Origin of the sequence: Marichromatium sp. AB32 (assembly GCF_003718675.1) — a bacterium.
GTDB lineage: Bacteria > Pseudomonadota > Gammaproteobacteria > Chromatiales > Chromatiaceae > Marichromatium > Marichromatium gracile.
In genome coordinates this window covers 47,016-69,703 of record NZ_RHFJ01000012.1, presented here as the reverse complement: position 1 = coordinate 69,703, position 22,688 = coordinate 47,016, and the positions used below count along the sequence as shown (strand labels likewise).

General features: G+C 72.4%; 13 protein-coding genes and 1 tRNA gene. 7 read left to right on the top strand and 7 right to left on the bottom strand.

Translation table 11 applies throughout. The features are described from left to right. Nucleotides 1-127: 127 nt before the first annotated feature. Genes EBL85_RS06035 through EBL85_RS06010 form a run of 6 tightly spaced genes read right to left on the bottom strand, consistent with a single transcriptional unit; the run spans nt 128 to nt 11,684 of the window. The gene (locus EBL85_RS06035; RefSeq protein ID WP_123140926.1) at nt 128-835 is read right to left on the bottom strand and encodes a VOC family protein; all 708 of its coding nucleotides are present in this window, start codon (nt 833-835) and stop codon (nt 128-130) included. Further along, entirely contained in the window at nt 832-1,926 is a 1,095-nt protein-coding gene (locus EBL85_RS06030) for a Gfo/Idh/MocA family oxidoreductase (RefSeq protein WP_123142421.1), read from the bottom strand. Before EBL85_RS06030 ends, EBL85_RS06035 begins: the two co-directional genes overlap by 4 nt. Continuing rightward, nucleotides 1,923-4,007, bottom strand: coding sequence for a class I SAM-dependent methyltransferase (locus EBL85_RS06025; protein ID WP_123142420.1), 2,085 nt, complete (start codon nt 4,005-4,007; stop codon nt 1,923-1,925). Before EBL85_RS06025 ends, EBL85_RS06030 begins: the two co-directional genes overlap by 4 nt. After that, entirely contained in the window at nt 4,004-5,107 is a 1,104-nt protein-coding gene (locus EBL85_RS06020) for a trans-aconitate 2-methyltransferase (RefSeq protein ID WP_190288048.1), read from the bottom strand. The genes EBL85_RS06025 and EBL85_RS06020 overlap by 4 nt, the downstream gene beginning before the upstream one ends. Beyond that, a complete protein-coding gene (locus tag EBL85_RS06015; protein ID WP_190288047.1) occupies nt 5,104-6,213 on the bottom strand; it encodes a saccharopine dehydrogenase NADP-binding domain-containing protein in 1,110 nt (369 codons plus the stop codon). Before EBL85_RS06015 ends, EBL85_RS06020 begins: the two co-directional genes overlap by 4 nt. Then, nucleotides 6,210-11,684 (bottom strand): non-ribosomal peptide synthetase, encoded by a 5,475-nt coding sequence (locus EBL85_RS06010; protein ID WP_123142418.1) that lies wholly within the window; start codon nt 11,682-11,684, stop codon nt 6,210-6,212. The genes EBL85_RS06015 and EBL85_RS06010 overlap by 4 nt, the downstream gene beginning before the upstream one ends. 271 nt (nt 11,685-11,955) lie before the next feature. Here EBL85_RS06010 and EBL85_RS06005 point away from each other — a divergent pair, with 271 nt between their 5' ends. The 3 genes from EBL85_RS06005 to EBL85_RS05995 are packed head-to-tail and all read left to right on the top strand — an operon-like array spanning nt 11,956 to nt 16,358. Then, entirely contained in the window at nt 11,956-12,741 is a 786-nt protein-coding gene (locus EBL85_RS06005; protein WP_062273607.1) for an outer membrane lipoprotein-sorting protein, read from the top strand. Between the two features lie 22 nt (nt 12,742-12,763). Next, entirely contained in the window at nt 12,764-13,981 is a 1,218-nt protein-coding gene (locus EBL85_RS06000; RefSeq protein WP_123142417.1) for a DUF1302 family protein, read from the top strand. Nucleotides 13,982-14,006: 25 nt separating this feature from the next. Further along, nucleotides 14,007-16,358: an RND family transporter gene (locus tag EBL85_RS05995; RefSeq protein ID WP_123142416.1), complete on the top strand. Its 2,352-nt coding sequence runs from the start codon at nt 14,007-14,009 to the stop codon at nt 16,356-16,358. Between the two features lie 13 nt (nt 16,359-16,371). On the opposite strand, the gene EBL85_RS05990 is transcribed toward EBL85_RS05995, so the two are convergent. Further along, complete coding sequence (locus tag EBL85_RS05990) at nt 16,372-17,727, bottom strand: SPOR domain-containing protein (RefSeq protein ID WP_123142415.1); 1,356 nt, start codon at nt 17,725-17,727, stop codon at nt 16,372-16,374. Nucleotides 17,728-17,898: 171 nt separating this feature from the next. Between EBL85_RS05990 and uvrC the strand changes: the two genes are divergently transcribed. From uvrC to EBL85_RS05970, 4 genes are all read left to right on the top strand, one after another. Then, complete coding sequence (uvrC, locus tag EBL85_RS05985; protein WP_123142414.1) at nt 17,899-19,746, top strand: excinuclease ABC subunit UvrC; 1,848 nt, start codon at nt 17,899-17,901, stop codon at nt 19,744-19,746. A 4-nt stretch (nt 19,747-19,750) separates the two neighbouring features. Then, nucleotides 19,751-20,317 carry a CDP-diacylglycerol--glycerol-3-phosphate 3-phosphatidyltransferase gene (pgsA, locus tag EBL85_RS05980; protein WP_123140937.1) on the top strand — a complete coding sequence of 189 codons (567 nt, stop codon included), beginning with the start codon at nt 19,751-19,753 and terminating at the stop codon, nt 20,315-20,317. Nucleotides 20,318-20,379: 62 nt separating this feature from the next. Then, nucleotides 20,380-20,455: transfer RNA gene (locus EBL85_RS05975), tRNA-Gly, on the top strand. A gap of 114 nt (nt 20,456-20,569) precedes the next feature. Continuing rightward, on the top strand, nt 20,570-22,672 hold the full coding sequence (locus EBL85_RS05970; protein ID WP_123142413.1) for a DUF4407 domain-containing protein: 2,103 nt from the start codon (nt 20,570-20,572) through the stop codon (nt 22,670-22,672). Nucleotides 22,673-22,688: the final 16 nt, after the last annotated feature.

The following is a 22,688-nucleotide window of genomic DNA, read 5'->3' as shown; positions in this document are numbered from 1 at the left end:
GAACGCAATGACCGCTGGCGTCGGTCGTGATGGGGTCGCCGACACGGGCAGCGCCCACGCGATCGCGGTGGACGGCGCGGGCACGACCCTGTTGGGGATGGGGGAGTATCGTAAACAAGAATTAATCTTATTTGCAATCCTGTTCGGCCGATGCCGCCCGGATTGTCGCGCCGTGCAGCAGCGCGGGGTCGAGCGTTTCGGTCAGGCCGGTGAGTTCGATCGTCCTGACCCCGCTGCTCGGCGCATCCTCGAGCACGATGGTCGGATCATCGCCGATGATGCGGCGGATCTCGGCATGACGCTCGACGGGCGCGCCCAGCCGTACCCGACTGAGACGGCTGGCGCCGTTGGCATGACGGATCGTCGCCGGGTGCTGGCGCGGCTGGTAGGGGCTGACCATGAAGGGCAGCGCCGGGTCGCGCGGATAGGCGAAGCTGAAGCGGGTCTCGCTTCCGTCGGCGCGACGTCGGCGCCAGCGTACCGCGCGACCGATCGGGATGCCGGCGGCGCACAGGGTCTTGCGGGTGGCGTCGAACAGCCCCGAGTCGGTGACCACGGCGAGGTCGCAGAAGCCCTCGCCGCGCGCGCTCCAGCCGATCATCCGCCGTCCCGCGCCACGCCCGGCGATCAGGTCGATCGGCCACTTGAACCAGCGGGCGTTGGCCGGGGTGGTGAGCAACTCGATCACCGGGCCGTCGCTGAACCACACATGGGCGTGCTGCGCGCGCTCGCGCGGGGTGGCGTAGTCGACCTGGAAACCGAGCCGACGGTAGTCGTCGACGGCGCGGTGCAGGTCGTTCACCCGCACCAGGACATGACTGCAACGGGTCTTCATCGCGGCTCCTCGCAAGGCTCGCCCAGCAGCGTCTCCAGCGCCACGGGGCGGGGTGGATCGGGGCGGATCAGCTCGGGGACGCCGATCCGCGAGGCAAGCTCGCGCCAGGCGAGCGAGACGTCGAGCGCCCAGCGTCCGGCACGCGCGCGTCTGCCCGGCTCGGCGATGTCGGCGCGCAGCGCATCGAGCGCATGCACCACGGCATCGGGCCAGGTGTGGGCGAAGATGTGGTGGAAGGTCGGCGTCGGCAGACCGTCGATCAGGCTGGTGCTCGGGGTGTCGAGCCGCTCGGTGCCGGGACCGGCAAGGCGCAGCCGACCGCTGGCATCGCGCGGCGCGTGCAGCCGCGCGTTCCACAGCACCGGGCCGTGGGTGTCGGCGAGGGTGAGCACGCCGCCCTCGCAGAACAGCGACACCCGGTGCATCAGCAACCCGTGGTTGTCCGGGTCCTCGGGGTGGACCTGGTTGTGCACGCGCAGCGTCACCGGCACCCCGGCGAGTTCGGCATAGAGCTGTCGGAACGGCTGACCGGGCGGCGGCGGGCAGTCGGTGAACGACCAGGGTCGCAGCCCGCCGAGGGCGTGACCGATGAGGTCGAGCAAGGGGTAGCTGACCTGGCTGTTGCAGGCGGCGTCGACACAGAGGATGCGCTGCTGGGCGCGCAGCCGCGCGGCGGTGTCGATGAACTGTCGCACCGGCGCGAGGTTGGGGTAGAGGGTGTTGACCGCATAGGCGGCGTTGCCGGCGCGCGCGGCGCGCAGGCAGGCGGTGATCTCGGTGGCGTGCACCGGGTGCTCCTGGAGGACGTGCACGCCACGGGCGAGCAGCCGCTGGGCGATCTCCGCGCCCGGCCCGCCGGTCGCCCCCGAGGGCACCACCACGCAGACGATGGCGACATCCCCGGGAATCTGCTCGGGATCGGTGTAGCAGGGCACGCCGAGCTCGCCGGCGAGCGCCCGGGAGTAGTCGCTGCCGCGGACGAGGATGCCGGCGAGGGTGTAGCGCTCGGGCGCCGAGCGCACCGCCTCGAGATAGACACGACCGAAGCCGGTGCCGGCGACCACGACCTTGGCGGGGTGGCTGGTGCTCATGCGTGGGCCTCCGTCTCGATCGCGGTCTCTCGCGCCAGCCGGGCGCGGTCGATCGCGCCCGAGGGCGTGCGCGGCAGGTGCGCGACCAGCGTCAGATCGCAGGGCGCGGAGAGTCGTGCGGCCAGGGTCGCGGCGCTCGCTGGTGCCGCTGGCCGGCGGGTGGCGAACACCCGATGACCGAGCCGATCGAGCGGGTGATCGGGACCGGGCAGCTCGCGCACCCGCTCGAGACCGGCGCCGTCGAGCACCGCGCGCCACTGCGCCAGATCGAGGAAGGTGGCGCGGGCGTCGGCGCGCGCGTCGCTCGCCTCGCTGAGCATCAGCGCCTGCGAGGCCATCACCCAATACTCCTCGCGGGTCGGCTCGGAGAGCAGCAGCCAGCCGCCGGGGGCCAGCAGCTCGCCGAGCCAGCGCACCGAGGCGTCGGTGTCGCGCGCGGCGTTGAGCACCCCGCCGGCGAGGATCAGGTCGAAGCGCGCCGCGGCCAGCCCCTGCTCGGCGGGGTCGCGGTCGATGTCGTGCAGGCCGCGCCGCACCCAGGGATAGGGCGCGAGCAGGGGGGCGGCACGATCGAGGAAGAAGGCGGAGACGTCGGTGAAACGATAGTCGACCGCGTACCCGGCGAGCGCCGGCAACACCTGCTCCGTGGTCGCGCCGGTGCCGGCGCCGACCTCGAGCACCCGCAGCGCCCGCCCGCGCGGGTGCGCGGCGGCGATGCACGCTGCCAGCTCGGCCATGGCGCGGTGCTGGTAGCGACCGACGACCGACTCGCGATAGAGCGCGGCGGCGCGCTCGGTGCGCCCCTCGGGGAAGAGCAGGTGCACCGCCCGGTGCTCGTCGCGCAGCAGCGCCGGCAGGCGCGCGGCGTTGTCGCGGGCGTAGACGATGGTCTCGGCGCTGCCGAGACAGTCGCGCCACGCCTCCTCGATCGCCGTCCAGGCGGTGGCGAGCGCCGCATCGTCGTAGGCGCTCGGCGGGCGGGTCGAGCGCAGCGCGCCTGTGGCCTCGGCGGCCAGCAGCCCTTCTGCGCGCAACACCTCGAGCCAGCGCCCGACCAGGGCGCGATGGGCGGGGGCGACCCCGGCCCGGCGCAGCACCTCGTCGGGGGCGTGGATCGTCTCGGAATCGGTGAACAGACCGCCGCGCCAGAGTGCGTTGAGCATCGAGTCGAGGGCGATCCGGGCGAGCCGCTCGGTGAGCGCGACGGCGTGATCGAGGTCGTCGGCGGTCATGCCGATGTCGATCGCCCGGTCCTCGGGCAGGGTCGGGAGGGCGGTGCGCGCCGGGGCGGGGACCGCGACCAGTCGCGGTGTCGTCCCCGGGCGCTCGAGTGCGACCGCCTCGGCCAGCTCGGGCAGGGCGCGCGCCTCGGCCTCCAGTCGCGCCGTCGGGGTGGCGATCGTCCAGCCATCGCCGGTCTCGACCAGTGACATGCAGTCGACGCCGAGCTGCTGTGGCGGCATTTGCTGGCCGGGGTCGAGAAGCGGGCAGAACAGCCGTTCGAGGGCATCGAGATCGGCCAGCACGGCGGCCGGGTGGGCCGTCAGCGCGTCGAGCCGGGTCGGCGCGATCAGCGCCTGATCGACCCGGTCGCGCTCGAGCAGTCCGAGCACGCGTGCCGGGGCGCAGTCGGCCGGCAGCAACAGTACGCAGCCGCCTTGCTGCCAGCAGGCGAGCGCGGCGGTGAGGGCGAGCGCCGCGGGCGTCTCCTGGAGCGCGAGCATGCGCGGTGCGCCGAACCAGGGGCCGGGGTGCGCGATCGCGGTGTCCGGCGGCGCTGTCTGCAGCGGCTCGATCCCGGCGAGATCGGCCGGGTCCGGGGGCGGCGGCGCCTGGGGGTCGAGTCGCAGCTCGGCGCCGAGCTGCAGACAGGCGAGCCCTGCCTGCAGGGTCAGCGCCGGGTCGTCGGGACGCCAGTGGAGACGCCGGCCGGCGCCGAGTCCGTCGGCGGCGAGCCGCGCGGCCAGCCGCTCGGCGTGTTCGAGCAGCGCGGCGCCGCTCCAGACGTGACCGTCGACGATCAGGCGCGGCGTGGTGGCGGCGGCTTCGAGCGCCGCGAACAGGGTGGATGAGCGGATCATGCGGACTCCTCGGAGGCCTGCGCGATGAACAGCCGCTGACCGGCCAGGGCCAGCGGGTCGTCCTCCTCGGGCAGGATGGAATGGATCGCCAGCCCGGCGCCTTCGAGCGCGCGGCGCCAGCCGGCGGTGTCGAGGAACACCCGTCCCTCGCGTGCGCGCTCGTCGCCGCTGCCGGGGCGCGGCGCGCCGGGTGCGGGCGAGAGCAGGAACTGCATGGCGCCGAGCGTCGCCGCGCTGTCGTCGACCGACTCGCTGAACACCAGCCAGCCGCCGGGGGCGAGCAGGGTGCGGATGTGGGTGAGGGCGCGTACCGCGTCGACGGCGTTGTGGAGCACGTTGGTGGCCAGCACCAGCGCCGCCGAGCCGGGCGCGCGGCCCTGCTCGCGCGGGTCGCGGTCGATGTCGAGCAGCGCGGTGTCGACGCCGTGACGGCGCTCCGCGGCCAGCGTGAACAGGCGCGAGACGTCGGTGAACAGATAATCCGGCGGCAGTGCGCCGAGGCGTGCGCGCACCGCCTCGGTGGTGTGTCCCAGCCCGGCGCCGAGTTCGACCACCCGGCGTGGTCGCAGCGCCACCAGCTCGGCGCAGACGGCGTTGAGCGCGGCGGTGAAGTGGTTGCGCTGATAGGCGCCGAGGTCGGCGAGATCGCCGCCGTTGCGAAACACCAGCTCGGGCAGGCCGGTGCGGTCGCGGGCGAGGTCGACGAGATGGCCGAGCGCGAGCCGGTGCAGCCCGGCCATCCCCGGCGGGAAGCCGAGCGCGGCATAGGCCGCGTCGAGCGCCTCGGTGGCGACCTCGGGCGCTGTCTCGGCGGCGCGGCGATAGCCCCGCGCGTCGTGCGCGATCAGGCCGCGCGCGGCGAGCACGGCGAGCCAGCGACCGATCAGCCAGACGTGACGCGGCGCGGCGCCGAGCGCGGCGGCGACCGCGGCGGCATCGCGCCCGGTCTCGGCGACGAGCGCGCGCTGCTCGATCAGCACCCGCAGGATCGCCGCGAGGCTGATCGCCTCGAGCCGTGCCAGCGCCGCGGCCAGGGCCTCGGGCGCGGCGGGACGGGGCATGGCGGCGATCAGCCGTTGCTGACTCGGCAACAGGGTCACAGCGCGCCCTCCTCGGTGACGGCGAGGTCCTCGACCCCGCCGTCGAGCCATTGCGGCGGCTCGATCGCGCGCTGCGCGCGCAGCCCCGCGAGCATCGCCTCGGGGTCGAGCGCGAGCGCGGCAAAGCCCGCGCCGGGGGTGAGCGCGCCGTCGACCAGCGCCCCGGTGGCGAGGGCGATCAGGGTGCCGCTGACGGTCGCGTTGCCGACCCCGTCGACCAGGGCGCAGCGGGTCAGCGCCCGTCCCGCCGGGTCGCGTCCGGCGAGTTCCACCAGCAGCTGGATGCGCGGGCGACGCCCGAGCAGGTCGAGCGCGCTGGCGCGTTCGAGCGCCGCGCGTGCCGCCTCCGGCTCCAGCGCGGGGGCGCGGTCGAAGGCGTCGAGCACCTGGGGCGCGCTGACCACGCTGAACCAGTCGCCGTGCTCCAGCCCGAGCGCGCCGGCGAGCGCCATCGCCTCCTGATCGAGATAGGGCAGCAGCGTCGCCGGGGCGTCGAAGAAGGGCAGCTCGACCGCGCTGCGCCGCGCCAGCGCGCCGCCGCGCGGTCCCGAGCGCCAGGCCGCCAGCGGCAGGCAGCCGGCGTCGGTGGCGTGGAGAAAATCGGTCGCGGCGGTGGCGGTGAAGCGGTCGAACACCCGCAGATAGCTGCGCAACCGGGTGACGCGCGCAAACCCCCGCCCCGCCAGCCAGCGTGGCAGCAACCCGGTCAACCCCGGCTGGAGCCCGGCGCCGAGCAGCGCGGTGCGCGCCGGGGCGCGCTCGAACAGCGCGGCGATCCCCGGCTCGGCGCTGGCGTCGACCAGGTCGACCCCGGCGGCGATGGCGGCGAGCGCGGCATGACGGCTGGTGTCGCGGGCCGGACCGGCGCAGTTGACCAGCACTCCGCAGTCGGCGGCGAAGGCCAGCGCCGAGGCCGGTTCGGTGAGATCGACCGCGCGGGTCTCGATGCGCGCCCCCGGCGCCCGTCGGCGCAGCTCGGCGGCCAGCGTCTCGGCGCGGCGCCGATCGCGTGCGCCGAGACGCAGGGTGTCGAGTCCGCCATCGAGCAGGACGCGCGCGGCGACGCCGCCGAGTTCGCCGCTGGCGCCGAGCAGTCCGACCCTCACTGTTGCGCTCCGAGCGCGGCGCCGAGATGGGCGAGCACCTGCTCGACGTGCGGCGGCTCGATCACGCTGAAGTGGTTGCCGGCGACGTCGATCAGCCGGAACTCGCCGAGGCAGACCTCCTGCCAGAAGGGCGCGGCGAGATGCCCGACCCCGGCGGCGATGCCGAACGACTGCTGCTCGCGGCAGCGCAGGAAGGTCATGTCGCCGACATAGGGCGGCGGGTCGAAGCGCGCCGCGCGCATGCTGTGGCGGCACACCCGGAAGAGTGCCGGGACCAGCTCGGGGCCGACCGGCAGCCCGGCCTGGGCGGCGGCGGCGCTGGCATAGCCGGCGAGCCGGGTCTCCTGGTCGATCGCCTCGCGGGCACGCACCGCCGCGGCCACCGCCTCCAGTCCGGGGTCGCCGGAGAGCGCGGCCATCGCCCCGGCCGGGACCCGGCGCTCGGGGTTGTCGGTGAGCCGGGCGATGGCGCGATGGAGCTGCTCGGGCTCGACCTGCTCGCCGAACACCGCCGCCACCGGATCGAGGTTGAGGTTGGGGACGAAGATCGCCTCGAAGGCCAGCTCCTCGTCGGTGTCGATGAACATCGGGATGCTGTCGACCAGGGTGAGGTCGACCACCTCCAGGCCCTGCTCGAAGAGCCGGCGCGCGGTCTCGGTGGCGAGCAGCCCGCCGAGGCAGTAGCCGACGAGCTGGAAGCGGGTGTGGCCGGTGGCGCGCAGCCGCGCGGCGTAATCGGCGGCGACGGTCTCGATCAGCGCCGGGGTGTCGATGGCCAGATAGCGCTCGACGTCGGCGACGGCGATGCCGACCACCGGCCCGAGCCGCTGGGCGGCGAGCCCGCGCCCGAGATGCTGGAAGTAGTCGAGGGTGCCGAGCGCGGCGTGGAACATCACCCGCAGCGGACCCGTATCACCACCGCCGAAGGACACCAGCCGGGCGTTGCTCTCGGCGCTCGCCGCCGCGCGGTCCGGCTGCGCCACCGGCGCCGCGGCCGGCTCGGCCTCGGGGCTGGCGCGCAGCGCGGCGGCGAGCGCGGCCACCGTCGGCTCGTTGAGCATCTGACGCAGCAGGGTGTCGTAGGCGAAGGGCGCGGCGGCGTCGACCTCCTCGCGCAGCCGTCCGGCGACCCGGGCGAGGATCAGCGAGTCGGCGCCGCGATCGTAGACGTTCTCCTCGGGGGCGATCCGCTCGATCCCCAGGGCATCGGCCCAGATCGCGCAGAGTTCGGTCTCGAGCGGGTCCGGCGCGCGCGCGTCGCTCGCGGCGTGCTCGTCGCCGTCGGTCAGCGGTGCCGGGCGCAGTCCGGCGAGGCGCTTGCGGTCGATCTTGCCGGTGGCGCTGAGCGGCAGACGGTCGAGGATCTGCAGGTGCGCGGGGCGCATCGGCGCCGGCAGTCGCTGGGCGAGGGTGGCGGCGAGGTCGTCGAGATCGAGGGCGCGGCGCTCGCGCTTGAAGCGCGCGGCGAACACCGCCATGCCGCGGCAGGCGAGGGGGTGGGCCGCCTCGGGCAGCTCCACGGCGAGTGCGCCGCCGCGCGACTCGATCAGCGCGCGCCAGCGCTCGCGGGAGAGGAAGCGACCGGCGCCGTCGTCCCGCGGGCTCATCATGAAGCCCTGGGTGAGCATCACGTGGGCCAGCTCCTCGGTCGGCTCGGTGAATACCAGCCAGCCGCCCGGGGCGAGCAGTTCGACGATGGCATCGAGCGCGCGCTCGGGGTCGGTGACGCTGTTGAGCATGCCGGCGCAGAGGATCAGGTCGGCGCCGTTGGGCGCCAGCCCCTGGGCGCGGAAATCACCGTCGAGGTCGAAGCGGGCGAAGCGCATCCCCGCGCGCTCGCCCCAGCGCCGCCGGGCCTCGCCGAGGAAGAAGGGGCTGATGTCGGTGAACAGATAGTCGACCGGGTAGCCCTCGAGCAGCGCCAGCACCTCGGCGGTGGTGGCGCCGGTGCCGGCGCCGAGTTCGAGGATGCGCAGCGGATGGCGCTCGTCGTGCCCGGTGACGACGCGGTTGATCAGTGCGGCGGCGGCCTGGTTGTTGTAGCGCGCGGCGAGGTCGTCGCGATAGATCGCCTGCGCGGTCTCCTGTCGCCCCTCGGGGAAGAGCAGGGCGAAGGGATCGGCGCGGTCCTCGAGCAGCGCCTGGAGCCGCTCGACATGGGCGAGGTGATAGTCGATGAAGGCCGATGAGAAGACCGCGCCGTGGTGTTCGCGCAGTCGTGTCCAGGCCGCCGGTGCGGCCGCGGCGCAGAAGGGGCGCGCGAGGCGGTAGCGCTCGGCGTCCTGAGCGCGTTCGAGCCAGCCACCGCGTTCGAGCAGGTCGAGCCAGCGGCGCGTCAGCCAGTGGTGACGCGGGGCGATGGCGGCGCGCTCGAGGATCTCGTCGAAGGCGTGCCAGCTCTCGGTGTCGGCGAACAGCCCCCGGGCGGCGAGGGCGGCGAGCATCGACTGACGCGCCGCCGCCTCGAGTTCGGCGCTGGCCTCGTCGAGTCGCGGTGGGGGCGCGCACTGACGCTCGGCGAAGCGGGCCACGGCGCGGCGCAGCGGCTCGGGATCGTCCTCGGGGGGACGCTCGACGGCGGCGCACTCGACGAAGCCGAGCAGCGCGCGCTCGCCCGCGCCGGGGTCGCTGATCACCGCCGCGGCGGCGCCGACGTCGGGATGGGCGAGCAGCGCGCTCTCGACCTCGCCGAGTTCGATGCGATGACCGCGCAGCTTCACCTGACCGTCCTCGCGACCGAGGAACTCGACCTCGCCGCCAGGGCGGTAACGCGCCAGGTCGCCGGTGCGATAGAGCCGCTGGCCGTCGCGCGGGTGAGTGATGAAGCGCGCCGCGGTCAGCTCGGCATCGCCGAGATAGCCCCGGGCAAGCCCGGCGCCGCCGAGATAGAGCTCACCCCGGGTCCACACCGGGACGTCGCGCAGCTCGGCGTCGAGCACCCGCAGCCCCTGGTTGGCCAGTGGTCGGCCGTAGGGGATGCTGGTCCAGTCGGGGTCGACCCGGGTGATGCGGTGATAGTTCGACCAGATCGCCGCCTCGGTGGCGCCGCCGAGCGAGACCAGCGCCAGATCGGGCAGCAGCCGGGCGAGCTGCTCGGGCAGGGTGATCGGGATCCAGTCGCCGGAGAGCAGCGCCAGACGCAGCGAGGGCAGGGCGCGCGGCTCGCTCTCCAGGTAACCGGCGAGCATCTGCAGCTGGGCCGGGACCGAGTTCCACAGGGTCAGCGCGTGGCGGGCGATCAGCTCGGCCCAGTGCGAGGGGTCGGCGCCGCGCGCCGGGTCGGGCAGCACCAGGGTGGCGCCGAGTCCGAGGGTGCCGAAGAGGTCGTAGACCGAGAGATCGAAGCCGAGCTGGGCGAGCCCGAGCACCCGTGCACCGGCGTCGACGCCGAAGCGGCGGTTGATGTCGTCGATGGTGTTGCAGGCGGCGCGGTGACTGATCATCACCCCCTTGGGCTCGCCGGTCGAGCCGGAGGTGTGGATCACGTAGGCGAGCGCGTCGGGGTCGCCGGCGGGACACACCGGCACCTCGGCGGCGGGCGCCAGGGTGTCGACGGCGATCTCCGTGCAACCGCTGTCGAGCGCGAGCCAGGACTGGGTGAGCACCACCCGGACCCCGGCGCGCTCGATGATCCGCGCCCGGCGCAGCGCCGGCTGGGTGATGTCGATCGGCACATAGACGGCGCCGGCGAGCAGGGCGCCGAGCACCGCGACGACCTGCTCTCGCCCCTTCTCCATCACCACCGCGACCCGCTCGCCCGGTCGACAACCGGCCGCGCGCAGCGCCTCGGCGACGGCGCCGGCGGCGCGCGTCAGGGTGGCGTAGTCGAGCGTGCCGCGGGCGTCGATCAGCGCCCTCGCCCCGGGGTGCTCGGCGGCGCGCTCGAACACCGCCTGGTGGAGCAGGCGTTCGGGCAGCGCGGCGGCGGTGTCGTTGGCCGCGCGGCGCTCCTGGCGCTGCCACTCGGGCAGCGCCACCGGGTCCTGGTCGCGCCAGCGCGCCGGCTCGGTGGCGAGCGCGCGCAGCAGGCTGGTGAAGGCGGTGAACATGTCCTCGACCATGCCCTCGGGGAAGACGCCCTGGCGCACGTCCCAGTTGATCTCCAGCCCGTCGTGATCGTCCATCACCTGGCAGTCGAGCAACACCTGCGGGGTCTGGGTGAGCCCGCGCAGGGTGCGCCGACCGCTGCGCGGCGGCTCGCCCCGGCCGAGCCCGATGGCGCTGGTGAAGACCACCGGCATCAGCGCCGCCTCGCGGCCGCGTCGGCGGGTGATCTCGCGCAGCACCTCGACGCCGGAGAACAGCCGGTGGTCGAGATCGGCGAACAGCCGCTCGCCGATCGCCGCGGCCCAGTCGTCGAACGCGCGTCCGTCGAGCGGTGCGATCTCGAGCAGGCTCACCGAGGTGAAGTCGCCGATCAGCCGCTCGACCTGCGGGTGCAGCGGCAGCCGGTTGAGCAGGGTGAGATTGAGGGAGAAGGCCTGGTGTCGGCTCCAGCGCTGGAGCACGGCGGCGTAGGCGGCGAGCACCGGGATGGTGGCGGTGGTGCCGTGTTCGGCGGCGCGGGCGCGCAGCCGCTCCCAGGTCGTCGCATCGAGCCGGGCGTGATGACGGGCGAAGCGCGCCGGACCCTCGCCGCTGTCGTGCCGGAGCGGCAGCTCGGGGGCCGGCGGCAGGGCGTCGACGCGCGCCATCCAGTACTGACGGTCGCGTTGATAGCGGGCGCTCTCGCGCATCCGTCGCTCGGCGACGAGATAGTCGCGGAAGCCGATCTCGAGCGCGGGCAGCGCCTCGCCCTCGCCGGCGAGGATGCGGTCGAGCTCGTCGAAGAGGATGCCGGCGCTGGCCCAGTCGGCGATCAGCGAGTCGAGCGAGACGTGGAGGATCTCGCCGGCCTCGGTGCGGCTCAGGCGCAGCTCGAACAGCGGCCAGCGGGTGGTCTCGTAGAGACGGTGATCGAGCGCGGCGCGGGTCTCGGCGAGGGCGTGCTTGCGCGCGGCGGTGTCGAGCGCGCGCAGGTCGTCGACCCGGAGCGCGTAGTGCGCCACGGTCTCGAGTACCCGCTGGGTGCCCTCGGGGGCGATCACCGCACGCAGCATCGGGTGACGTGCGATCAGTTGGTTCCAGGCCGTCTCGAAGCACGCCGGGTCCTCGACCCTGGGGTAGAGCACCTCGAGATAGCCGTGACAGGCCACGCCGCCGTAACCGAAGGAGTCGTGACGGCCGAGCAGATAGGCCGTCTGCACATCGGTCAGGCCGAAGGGCGCGTGGGCCTGCGCCGGGTCGGCGTCGACCTCGACCGTGGCCGGCTCGGCAAGCAGGGCGAGGAGGTCGTCGCGGTGCGCGCGCAGGTGCGCCATGCGCTCCTCGGTGAGCACGCCGCTGGGGGCACGAAAGCGCAGCTTGCCGTCCTCGGCCCAGAGCGCGACCCCGAGGGTCTCCAGTTCGGTCATCAACTCGGTGGCTTGCATGGTGGTGAATCCGCTCCTGTGATCCGGGCTCCGGGGACGCGCCGGCGATCTACTTAAGAATGTATTCGAGAATCATTATTGTTTGAGGTTAAAGGCCCGTTGCAGGACGCCGCTCACCGCAACGGGACGGCCTCTGCCCGAATCGGGATTCTCTGTGGCGCGGACGGGAAAACTTCAGATCGGGTCAGCGTGCGACCCTATGCGGGGAGCGTCGGGGCGGGGCGACTCATAGGCTGGGGGCCTCCCCGAAACCGATCAGAGGACCCCATCGATGCCCAGCGCCCAACTGTTATCCCGCCTGCTCGCCGGCGCGCTCGCGCTCACCGCCGCCACGACCCTCGCCGCCCCCACCGGCGAGGAGATCATGACCCGTGTCGATCAGCGTCCCGACGGTGAGGATCGCCGCTCGACCATGGTGATGGAGCTGATCAACAGCAACGGCAGCACCCGGGTGCGGCGGATGCTGGTGCTGTCCAAGGACGACGGGCCGGACACCCGCAAGGTGATGGCGCTGCAGTCGCCGCCCGACGTCAAGGGCACCGCCTTCCTCACCTGGGAGTACGACGACATCGCCCGCGACGACGATCGCTGGCTCTATCTGCCCGCGCTCAAGCGGGTGCGGCGGATCATGGGCGAGTCGCGCAACGACGCCTTCATGGGCTCGGACTTCACCTATGACGACCTGGGCGACCGCAGCGTCGAGGAGGACACCCATCAACTGATCGGCGAGGAACGCCTCGACGGGCACGATTGCTGGGTGGTGGAGTCGGTGCCCAAGGCCGCCGACGAGTTCTATACCCGCAAGCAGGTGTGGGTGCGCAAGGACGCCGACCTGCCGATCAAGGTCGAGTTCTACGACCACCGCGGTCTGCTCAAGGTGCTGCGGGTGCTCGAGGCGCGCCGGCAGGACGGCTTCTGGGTGCAGTTCCGCACCGAGATGCACAACGTCCAGCAGGACCACCGCACGCTGATGACCATCGAGGAGATCGCCCACGACACCGGGCTGCGCGACGCGCTCTTCGAGGTCTCGGCGATCCAGCGCGGCCATCTGCGCTGACCCCGCCGTGTCGTTCCCGTCGATGTGTCGCCGTCTCGTCGCCGTCCTGCTGTGCTGTGGCTGTCTCTCGCCGGCGGCCTCGGGCGAGCTGCTCGACACCCTGAGCTGGGACGGTTTCGTCGAGACCTATCAGGCGCTGCAGCTTGCCGCCCCCCAGGACACCCAGGGCTCGCGCGCCCGGGCGCGGCTGCGGCTCTACGCCGGCGAGGGCGATCGTCAGCTGTTCGCGCGCATCACCGCCGAGCGTGATCTCGCCTTCGAGGGCAACCGGATCGAGCTCGACGAGGGCTATCTCGATCTGGTCGGGCGCGGCTGGGACGCGCGACTCGGGCGCCAGGTGGTGATCTGGGGGCGTGCCGACGGGCTGCGTATCGTCGACCGGGTCTCGACCCTGGACAGCTCCGAGTCGCTCACCCGCGAGCTCGACGAGGTGCGGCTCGGGGTCGACGCGCTACGGCTGCGCCGGCTCGACGACTCCAGCCAGATCACGCTGATCTGGTCGCCGCGCTTTCGCCCCGGGCGCGCGCCGAGCGAGGTCTGGGCGCTGCCCGACCCGGTCCCCGAGGGGGTGGCGCGCGCGGGCGTCGAGCGTCCCGGCAGCGCCCTCGACGAGGGGGTGTTCGCCGCGCGCTGGTCCTACTACGGCGCCGGGCTCGATCTCGCCGTCTCCGTCCTCCACACCTGGGAGGACCTGCCGAGCCTCGATCGCGAGTCTGGCGCCGACGGCGCCCTCACCCTGGTGCCGCGCCACCATCGTCTGACCCTCTGGGGGCTGGAGTTCGCCCGTCCGTGGCAGAGCTTCGTGTTCCGTGGCGAGGCGGTCTACATCCAGGGGCAGCGCCTCGAGCCCGCCGACTGGCGCGACCCGCTGCGCCGCGAGGACCTGCTGCACTGGATGCTCGGGCTGGACTGGACGCCGGGCAACAACTGGACGCTGATCGCCCAGGTCTCGGACGCCTGGATCCCCGGCTATGGCCAGGGCCTGGCCAGCGAGGCCCATACCCCGGTGCTCACCCTGGGGCTGAGCGCCGATCTGCTGCGCGAGACCCTCGAATTCAGCAACCTGCTCTTCGTCCGTCCCAACGAGCAGGGCTACTACAACCGCCTCAGCCTCGATTACGCGGTCACCGATCGCTTCCACGCCGGTCTCGGGCTCGACCTGTTCGGCGGCGAGGAGGGGGCTTTCGCCTTCTACAAGGAGAACGATCAGTTATGGCTCAAGCTCAAGTACAGCTTCTGACCCGCGCCGCCACGGGGAGCGCGTCATGCTGAGGATCGAGCGCGTCAACCTCGGCTTTCGCCGGCTCACCGAGGCGTTGCTGCGCCGCCGGCTGTGGGTGCTGCTCGGCGTCGGGCTCTGTCTCGGTGCGGCGGTGTCCGGGATCGGCGGCCTGCACAGCGATGTTGACCCGGACAACTGGCTGCTCGAAGACGACGCCATGCGTCAGGACCACGACCATTTCGAGCGCATCTTCGGCAACAGCGACTATTGCGCGGTGCTGATCGAGCACGAGGACGTGTTCAGCCCCGAGGTGCTGCGCGGCATCCGCGCGCTCGGCACCGAGCTGGAGCGTCGCGTCCCCCATGCCGACGAGGTGCTGTCGCTGACCGACCTGGAGTTCATGCTCGGGAGCGAGGAGGGGCTGGAGATCACCGAGCTGGTCCCCGAGCCGGTGCCGGAGTCGGCCGCGGCGCTCGCCGAGATCCGCGCCCTGGCGATGTCGCGCCCGTCGATCCGCGATCGGCTGGTCTCGGCCGACGGCACCCAGACCTGGGTGATGCTGCGTCTCCACGGCTATGGCGAGGTCGCGCGCAGCGAGGGCCCGGACCTGCAGGTCGGGCGCAGCTGCAGCGAGATCGCCGCCCAGCCCGAGTACGCCTTCATGCGCCCGCAGGTCTCGGGGCTGCCGGCGGTCAACTACGAGAAGAAGCGGTTCTTCAACGCCGAGGCGCCGCGCCTGCTGGGGATCTCGCTGCTGGTCAGCGCGCTGATCCTGGCGGTGACGCTGCGCTCGGTGTGGGGCGTGCTCTTCCCGCTGCTCACCGCGGCGGCGGCGATGGCGATGGTGCTCGGGGTGCAGGGCCATCTCGGCGTCGGTATCGACCCCTCGCTGGTGTTCCTGCCGCTGTTTCTCGGCATGGCGGTGTCGATCGGCTACTCGATCCATGTCATCAACCACTTCCGCCGTCGCTTCCTCGTCACCGGCGCGCGCCGCGCGGCCATCCTCCACGCCCTGGAGGAGACCGGCTGGCCGTTGCTGTTCACCGCGCTGACCACGGCCGCGGCGATGCTCTCCTTCCTGCTCATCCCGCTGCAGCCGATCCACTGGATCGGCTACACCGCGGCGAGCCTGGTGCTGGTGACCTGGGCGCTGGTGGTGCTGGTGTTGCCGGTGCTGCTGAGCTTCGGTCGGGATCGCGCCCCGGCGCCGGACGCGGGTCCGGGCGATCGCCCCCGTGGGCGTGCGCTGGAGCGGCTGCTCGGCGCCTTCGGCGGCTGGGTGTTGCGCCGTCCGCGTGCGGTGATCGCCGTCTTCCTGCTGCTCACCCTGGGCTGCGTGGCCGGGCTCAGTCAGTTCCGCGTCTCGTTCGACTATCGCGAGACCATGGGGCTGCAGGTGCCCTATATCGCGCGGATGAACGCGGTGGCCGAGAGCGAGGTCGGCTCGCTCTACGCCTATGACCTGGCGATCGCCTTCGACGCCCCGGACAAGGCGCGCGAGCCGGCCAACCTCGCCAAGCTCGACCAGCTGCGCGAGGAGATCCTCGGCTTCCCGCTGACCAAGCGGGTGACCTCGCTCAACCTGGTGGTGAAGGACCTGCACCAGGCGGTGTTCGGCGGCGGCGACGCCGACTACCGGCTGCCGGAGGATCGCCAGCTGCTCGCCCAGCTGCTGTTGCTCTACGAGAACGCCGGCGGCACCGAGGCGGCGCGCTGGGTCGATTACGACTACCAGCGACTGCGGATGATGATCGAGGTCAGCGACTACGACTCGGAGGAGGCCGAGCGCGAGCTCGAGCGTATCCGCGCCCGCGCCGCCGAGTTGTTCCCCGACGCCAAGGTGTATCTGATCGGCTCGATCGCGCAGTACACCTACATGATGCACCAGGTCACCTGGGGCCAGCTCGGCTCCTTCATGGTGGCGCTGGTGATCATCGGGGGGTTGATGATGGTGGTCTTCGGCGGGGTGCGCATCGGCCTGATCGCGATGATCCCGAACGTCGCCCCGGCGCTCGCCGTCGGTGGCGCCATGGGCTGGAGCGGGATCCCGATGGACATCATGACGGTGACCATCATGCCGATGCTGCTGGGGCTGGCGGTCGACGACAGCATCCACTTCATCGCCCATGCCCGGCTCGAGCACCAGCGCACCGGTGGCGATTACGTCGAGTCGATCCGGCGTACCTTCACCAGCGTCGGCGTCGCCCTGGTGCTGACCTCGGTGGTGCTGGTGCTGAACTTCTCCGTCTATCTCGCCTCGACGGTGAACATGTTCGTCCACATGGGCGCGCTGGTGGCGCTGGGGATCGGTGCGGCGCTGCTCACCGACTTCTTCGTCACCCCGGTGCTGCTCGAGCGGCTGCGTCCCTTCGACCCCCGGTCACGCCGGGGGTGAGGGCCGGGCGGCCTCAGCGCCGCCCGGTGTAGAGCTCGGTGCCGACCGGCAGCTCGCGCACCCAGGCGCCGGCGTCGCGCAGTGGTCGGGGGAGCTTGGCCAGGGCGGTGGCCGCGGGCGTCCAGCCGGGGTAGATGCCCTCGGTGATGGCGATCCAGCCGCTGCCCGGGCCGCTGTCGATGCGCCAGGTGTCAATCCCCTGGGCGGCGAGCTGGCGCTGGAAGCGCCCGGCGCGCTCCTCGCTGAGGAAGGCGCCGAGCTGCAGGGTGTAGCGGATCTCCTTGAGCGCGACGCGCCGTCCGGGCGCGGCGGTCGGCGTCGGGGTGGTCGGCGCCGGGGTTGCTGCGAGGGGATCGTCGGGGAAGTCGGCGTCGCCGTCGTCGACGGGCGCGTCGCGTCGTGCCTCGGCCAGCTCGGCGCGGGTGGTCTCGAGCGCGTCGGTGAGTGCCCGGACCTCGGCCTGGAGCCCCGAGACCTGGGTCTCGAGCCCCTGGATGGCGCGCAGCGGCTCGTCGCTGAGCCCGGCACCGAGTCCGGCGACCGCGCCCCCCAGGTTCCACCAGGCGAGCGCGATCACCAGCACCAATACCCCGCCGAGCGCGCCGAGCGCGGCCGCGCCCTGGAGCTTGACGCGCTCGAGCTGTCTCTCCCACCATTTACGGTCGCGTGGATCGAGCCGCTGTGTCGTCGCGCTGGCCGTGCCAGACGCGCGACCGTCGGCGTCGGGCCGCGGACGTGCCCGGCTGGCGCGTGCCACGGGCTCGGGGTCCGGCTCGGGCGGTGGTGGCGGTGCGCGTCGCTCGGGCCGCGGCGGTGGCGGCGCGGGCGCGGGCGTGCGCTCCCAAATGTCGTCGTCGAGTTCGTGGACGGCGGCTATGGGTTCCGGCTCCGGCTCCGGTCTGGGCGGCGGTGCGGGTTCGGGCGGCGGGGTCGGCCGCGGTCTCGGTGGCGGCTCGGGTTCGGGTTGAGGCTCGGGCTCGGGGGATCTCTTCTGGGCCTGATGGACGCGCCCCGGCAGCGGGTCCTCGAACAGCGACTCCAGGGTGTTGTCCTGGGCGCCCGGCTCCGGCATCGGGGCGACCATGTCCTCGGCGAGCCGTTCGAGGGTGCGCAGCTGGCGCGGGTCGGTCTCCAGGTCCTCGAAGGCTTGGAGGATCTCGGCGAGATAGATGCGCTCGCGCATCCCGATCTGCCCCTGGTCGAGTTGGGCGAGCGCCCGCCCCAGACTGTTGACCAGGGTCTCGGTGCCGTCCGGGTCCTGTTCGGCGACCCGGGCGAGACGATGGCTGATGGTGGCGATCAGGGCGGCGTCCCGATCCTGCTTCGCGCCCGCCTCGGCGGTGCGCGGTGTGGAATTCTCTTCTGTCATCCAACGCTCCTCGCGCAGTGAGTCCAGGGCCTGGGGGCGGGGTGGGGCGCGCGCTGGCGCGCAATCGCCTGGATCGCCCCCATGTTGGAGTCGAGCCTGGCCCAGGGACAAGGACGCGCACAATCAATCGATGCCGCCCCGTTCGGCGGGGCCGACGAGACGAATCCTTGCATGAGTGTCGCAGCAGACGCCAATCGATCCGATCCCCGGAGCCTGCTCCAGGGCATCCCCCAGTCACCCGGGGTCTATCGCATGCTCGACGCCGAGGGCACGGTGCTCTACGTCGGCAAGGCGAAGAATCTCCGACGCCGGGTGGCAAGCTACTTCAGTCGCAGCCGTCAGCTCAACCGTCGTATTCAGTTGATGGTGAGCCTGATCGCCGACATCGCCATCACCGTCACCCGGACCGAGGGCGAGGCGCTGCTGCTCGAGAGCAATCTCATCAAGTCGCTGCAGCCGCGTTTCAACGTGCTGTTGCGCGATGACAAGGGCTATCCGCACATCCTCCTCACCACCCAGGACCGTTTCCCCCGGTTGACCTTCCACCGCGGTGCGCGCCCGCGCGCGGGGCGGCTGTTCGGCCCCTATCCGAACGTCTGGGCGGTGCGCGAGACGCTGCAGCTGCTGCAGAAGGTCTTCCCCCTGCGCCAGTGCGAGGAGGCCGTCTTCCGCAACCGCTCGCGCCCCTGTCTGCAGTACCAGATCAAGCGCTGCAGCGGTCCCTGTGTCGGGCTGGTCGACGAGGCGAGCTATGCCGCCGACGTGGCGCGTACCGTCAAGTTCCTGGAGGGGCGGGCGCCCGAGCTGATCGACGAGCTGGTCGCCGAGATGGAGGCCGCCGCCGCCGCGCTCGAGTTCGAACGCGCCGCCGAGCTGCGCGACCGCATCGAGCAGCTGCGTCAGGTGCTGCAGCGTCAGTACGTCAGCGGCGAGGGCGGCGATCTCGATCTGCTCGCCTGCGTGCAGGACGGGGGGCAGAGCTGCGTGGCGGTGATGTTCGTGCGCGGCGGGCGCAGCCTCGGCACCCGCGCGTTCTTCCCGCGCGTGCCCGAGGAGACGGCGACGGACGGGGTGCTCGCGGCCTTCCTCGCTCAGTTCTATGCCGGGCACGAGGTCCCGGGGGAGCTGGTCGTCGGCGAGTCGGTCGAGGAGCAGGGGCTGCTCGAGCAGGCGCTCGGCGAGCACGCCGGTCACCGGGTGCGGATCAAGTCGCGGGTGCGCGCCGAGCGCGCGCGCTGGCTGGAGATGGTGCGCGCCAACGCCGAGGTGGCGCTGCGCGCGCGGCTCGGCAGTCGCGCCGGCTACGGACTCAGGTTGGAGTCGCTGCGCGAGGCGCTGGCGCTCGATGCCGTGCCGCGCCGGATGGAGTGCTTCGACATCAGCCATACCCGGGGTGAGCGCACGGTGGCCTCCTGCGTGGTGTTCGACGGCGAGGGGCCGCGCAAGTCCGACTACCGTCGCTTCAACATCGAGGGTATCACCCCGGGCGACGACTATGCCGCCATGGCCCAGGCGCTGACCCGTCGCTACACCCGGGTGCAGCGCGGCGAGGCGCCCGAACCCGACGTGCTCTTCATCGACGGCGGGCGCGGTCAGCTCAACGCCGCGGCCGCGGCGCTGGCCGAGCTGGGGATGTCGATCGAGTGCCTGGTCGGGGTTTCCAAGGGCCCGGACCGACGCCCCGGCACCGAACAGCTCTGGTTGTTGGGGCGGGAGGCGCCCGTTATACTGCCGAGCGATTCGCCGGCCATGCATCTCATCGAGCAGATCCGTGACGAAGCCCATCGTTTTGCGATCACGGCCCACCGCCAGCGGCGAGCCAAGGCCCGCACCACCTCGGTGCTGGAAGGCATCGACGGAATCGGTCCCAAGCGCCGACAGCGACTCCTCAGGCAATTTGGCGGCATGCGCGGCCTGATCCGGGCCGGTGTCGAGGACATCGCCGGGGTCGAGGGGATCAGCCGGCACCTGGCCCAACAGATCTACGATGCCCTCCACCGCGAGGCCGCTGGACCCTGACCTTATGTGGAACCTCCCCAATCTGCTGACGTTGCTGCGGATCCTGCTGATCCCGGTGTTCGTCGCCGTCTTCTATGTCGATGCCCCCTGGGCCGCCTATGCCGCCGCCGCCGTGTTCGGTGCCGCGGCGCTGACCGACTGGCTCGATGGTTATCTGGCGCGCCGCTGGAGCCAGACCTCGCCGCTCGGCGCCTTCCTCGACCCGGTGGCCGACAAGCTGATGGTGGCCGTGGCCCTGGTGGTCGCCGTGCAGGCCGACCCGCGGGTGCTGATGGCGCTACCGGTGATGGTGATCATCGGGCGCGAGATCGCCGTCTCCGCGGTGCGTGAGTGGATGGCCGAGATCGGCGACCGCGCGGCGGTGGCCGTCTCCATGCTCGGCAAGATCAAGACCACGGTGCAGATGATCTCGATCGCCATCCTCATCCTGCGCGAGTCGGTCTTCGGCCCCTGGCTCTACGGTCTCGGCGTGGCGCTGCTCTATGTCGCCGCCATCCTGACCCTGTGGTCGATGGTGCTCTATCTGCGCGCGGCCTGGCCGAGCCTGAGCGGCGCCAAGCAGGGCGACTGAAAAAAATATGACGATAGGGGTTGACGCCCCGGAGATGTCGTCTATAATGGGCATCTCTTTCGGCGGGAATAGCTCAGTTGGTAGAGCACAACCTTGCCAAGGTTGGGGTCGCGAGTTCGAGTCTCGTTTCCCGCTCCAAACACTCAAGAAAACCGGTATCGAAAGATGCCGGTTTTTTTGTGCCCGTCATCTCCCATCCCCATCTCTCCCTGGTCGGCGTCTGTGTGCCGCCGTTCCTGTCGAGGTCTCGAGATGGCGAATGGATGGTCGCGCCCGGGCCCCGGGCGTCTCCTGCTCGACCGCTTGCGGCTGCGTCCCTACGGCGCCGCGCTGCTCACCCCGGCCGTGCGCATCTGGCTCGGCTTCGCGACCCTGTTGATCCTGCTGATGGCGCTGCTCGAGGGCGTCGTCTGGGGGCTGGTCGGCGCCTCGCTGGTGCCCGAGGCGAGCCCCTGGCTGCGCTGGCCGGCGGGGATCTTCTTCTTCCTGCTGATGTTCACCGTGATCTGGGTGGTCGATGCCTCGCTGATGCTCTCGGAGCGACCGCGCGGCGGTCTCGGCGCGCGCACGCGCTGGTTCGTCGGGGTGCTGGTGCGCGTGCTCATCGTCGCGCTCTCGCTCTATGTCACCGCGCCCCTGCTGGCGCGGCTGATCCGCGCCGACGACATCGCCCTCCATCACCAGCGCCAGGTCGAGCGCTATCAGGCCGAGCGTGCCGCGCGGCTGGAGGCCCGGCTCGCCGAGCGTCTGGCGCCGCTGGCACGCGAGACCGGCGCACGGATCGCGGCCCTGGAGGCCGAGCGCGCGCGCCTCACCGAGACGCTCGAGCGCGCGCGTGAGCGCCGCGCGCGGATCGAGTCGGCCGCCGCCCCCGGACTCGAACTGCTGCGCGAGGAGTTGGCCGCCGCCCGTCTGCGGCTCGGCGACGAGTTGCACGGTCGCGCCGGGCGCCCGCCCGGCTATGGTCCCGAGGCCAGACGCTGGGAACGTCAGGCCGCCGAACTGGAGACCGAGGTCGAGCGTGCCGAGGCCGCGCTCGGCGCTCGGCTCGGCGGGACCGGCACCGAGATCGCGGAGACCGAGCAGCGGCTGCGCGCGCTCGCCGCGCGGCTCGACGCGCTGCGTGCCTCGGGTGCGGCCGAGCGCGAACGCCTCCGCGCCGAACTCGCCGCCGAGCAGCCCCCGGCCGAGCCCCCGCGCCTGACCTTTGCCGCCCGCTCCAAGGCGCTCGAGGCGCTGCGCGCGCGCCCCGACGAGCGCGGCGTACCGCACTTCGAGACCGTCGAGGGTTTCGCCCAGGCGTTGCTCGCCATCCTCTTCTGCGCGCTGCTCGCGCTCAAGCTGTTCGAGCCGGGGGCGGTACGCGCCTATTTCGACGATCGTCTGCAAGGGCAGTACCGCAAGTATCTGCGTGGCGGTCTCGCCACGATCCCCGGCTTCGAGCACTGGGAGGACCCGGCGCGGCGGCTCTCGCCGCACGAGTTCGCCACCGCCTGGCGCGCGCACGAGCGCGATCCCGGCACCTTCCAGTCGGCCCGACTGGCACTGCTCGAGGCCGCGGCGCCGGTGGAGTCCGCCGAGCGCGAGCAGCGTCTGGAGGCGGCGCGGGAGCGTGCCCGGCACGCCGAGCTCGCCGAGGAGCAGGCGCTGGCGCGGGAGCGGCGCGCGCGCGAGTTGGAGGCCCATGCGCGTGAACTCGAACTGCGCAACGCCTCGCTGGAGGAGGCGCTGCGCGAGGAACGCGCGCAACGGCGCGCACGCGCCGAGGCCGAGTGGGCGCTGCACCAGGAGGGCGAGCGCGAGGCCTTGCGACAGCGTCGGGCGCGTTTCGACGACGAGTTGCGCCAGCTCGGCGAGGAGCAACGACTGCGCGAGCGCGAGATCGAGGTGCTGCACCAGCAGCGCATGCACACCCTGGAGCGCGAGGGACGCGAGGCCGCGCTCAGTCGTGCCGGGCGGGCCCGACGCGAGGAGGCCGAGGCACGGCTGGCGCGGGTACAGGGGGTACTGGACCGGCTCGGTGAGCGCGAGGCGGTCGAGCGCGAGCGCCTGTCAGCAGCGCGGGCGCGGGTGGTGGGGCTCGAGCGCGCGCTCGACGAGATCGGCGAGCAGCTTGCGGCGGTGGCGACGAGCCCGGGCTCGCGCCGTGCCCGACGTGCGCGCGAACGGGCACATGCGCTGGAGGTCGAGCTGACCGAGGCGCGGGCGCTGACCGAGGGTGCCGAACAGCGACTGGCGACGGTGCGCACACGTATCGCTCTGATCGAGGACGCGCTGGGTCGCTGGCTGTTCGAGACGGGGGCGGGGGAGGGGACCGATGAGCGGGCGGGCGAGGAGTTGCCGACAGCGGATTGATAGTTCTCAATTGATA

Coding starts and splice junctions, on each gene's coding strand:
- EBL85_RS06035 (WP_123140926.1), bottom strand. CDS start 835: ATGAAGACCCGTTGCAGTCATGTCCTGGTGCGGGTGAACGACCTGCAC.
- EBL85_RS06030 (WP_123142421.1), bottom strand. CDS start 1,926: ATGAGCACCAGCCACCCCGCCAAGGTCGTGGTCGCCGGCACCGGCTTC.
- EBL85_RS06025 (WP_123142420.1), bottom strand. CDS start 4,007: ATGATCCGCTCATCCACCCTGTTCGCGGCGCTCGAAGCCGCCGCCACC.
- EBL85_RS06010 (WP_123142418.1), bottom strand. CDS start 11,684: ATGCAAGCCACCGAGTTGATGACCGAACTGGAGACCCTCGGGGTCGCG.
- EBL85_RS06005 (WP_062273607.1), top strand. CDS start 11,956: ATGCCCAGCGCCCAACTGTTATCCCGCCTGCTCGCCGGCGCGCTCGCG.
- EBL85_RS06000 (WP_123142417.1), top strand. CDS start 12,764: ATGTGTCGCCGTCTCGTCGCCGTCCTGCTGTGCTGTGGCTGTCTCTCG.
- EBL85_RS05995 (WP_123142416.1), top strand. CDS start 14,007: ATGCTGAGGATCGAGCGCGTCAACCTCGGCTTTCGCCGGCTCACCGAG.
- EBL85_RS05990 (WP_123142415.1), bottom strand. CDS start 17,727: ATGACAGAAGAGAATTCCACACCGCGCACCGCCGAGGCGGGCGCGAAG.
- uvrC (WP_123142414.1), top strand. CDS start 17,899: ATGAGTGTCGCAGCAGACGCCAATCGATCCGATCCCCGGAGCCTGCTC.
- pgsA (WP_123140937.1), top strand. CDS start 19,751: ATGTGGAACCTCCCCAATCTGCTGACGTTGCTGCGGATCCTGCTGATC.
- EBL85_RS05970 (WP_123142413.1), top strand. CDS start 20,570: ATGGCGAATGGATGGTCGCGCCCGGGCCCCGGGCGTCTCCTGCTCGAC.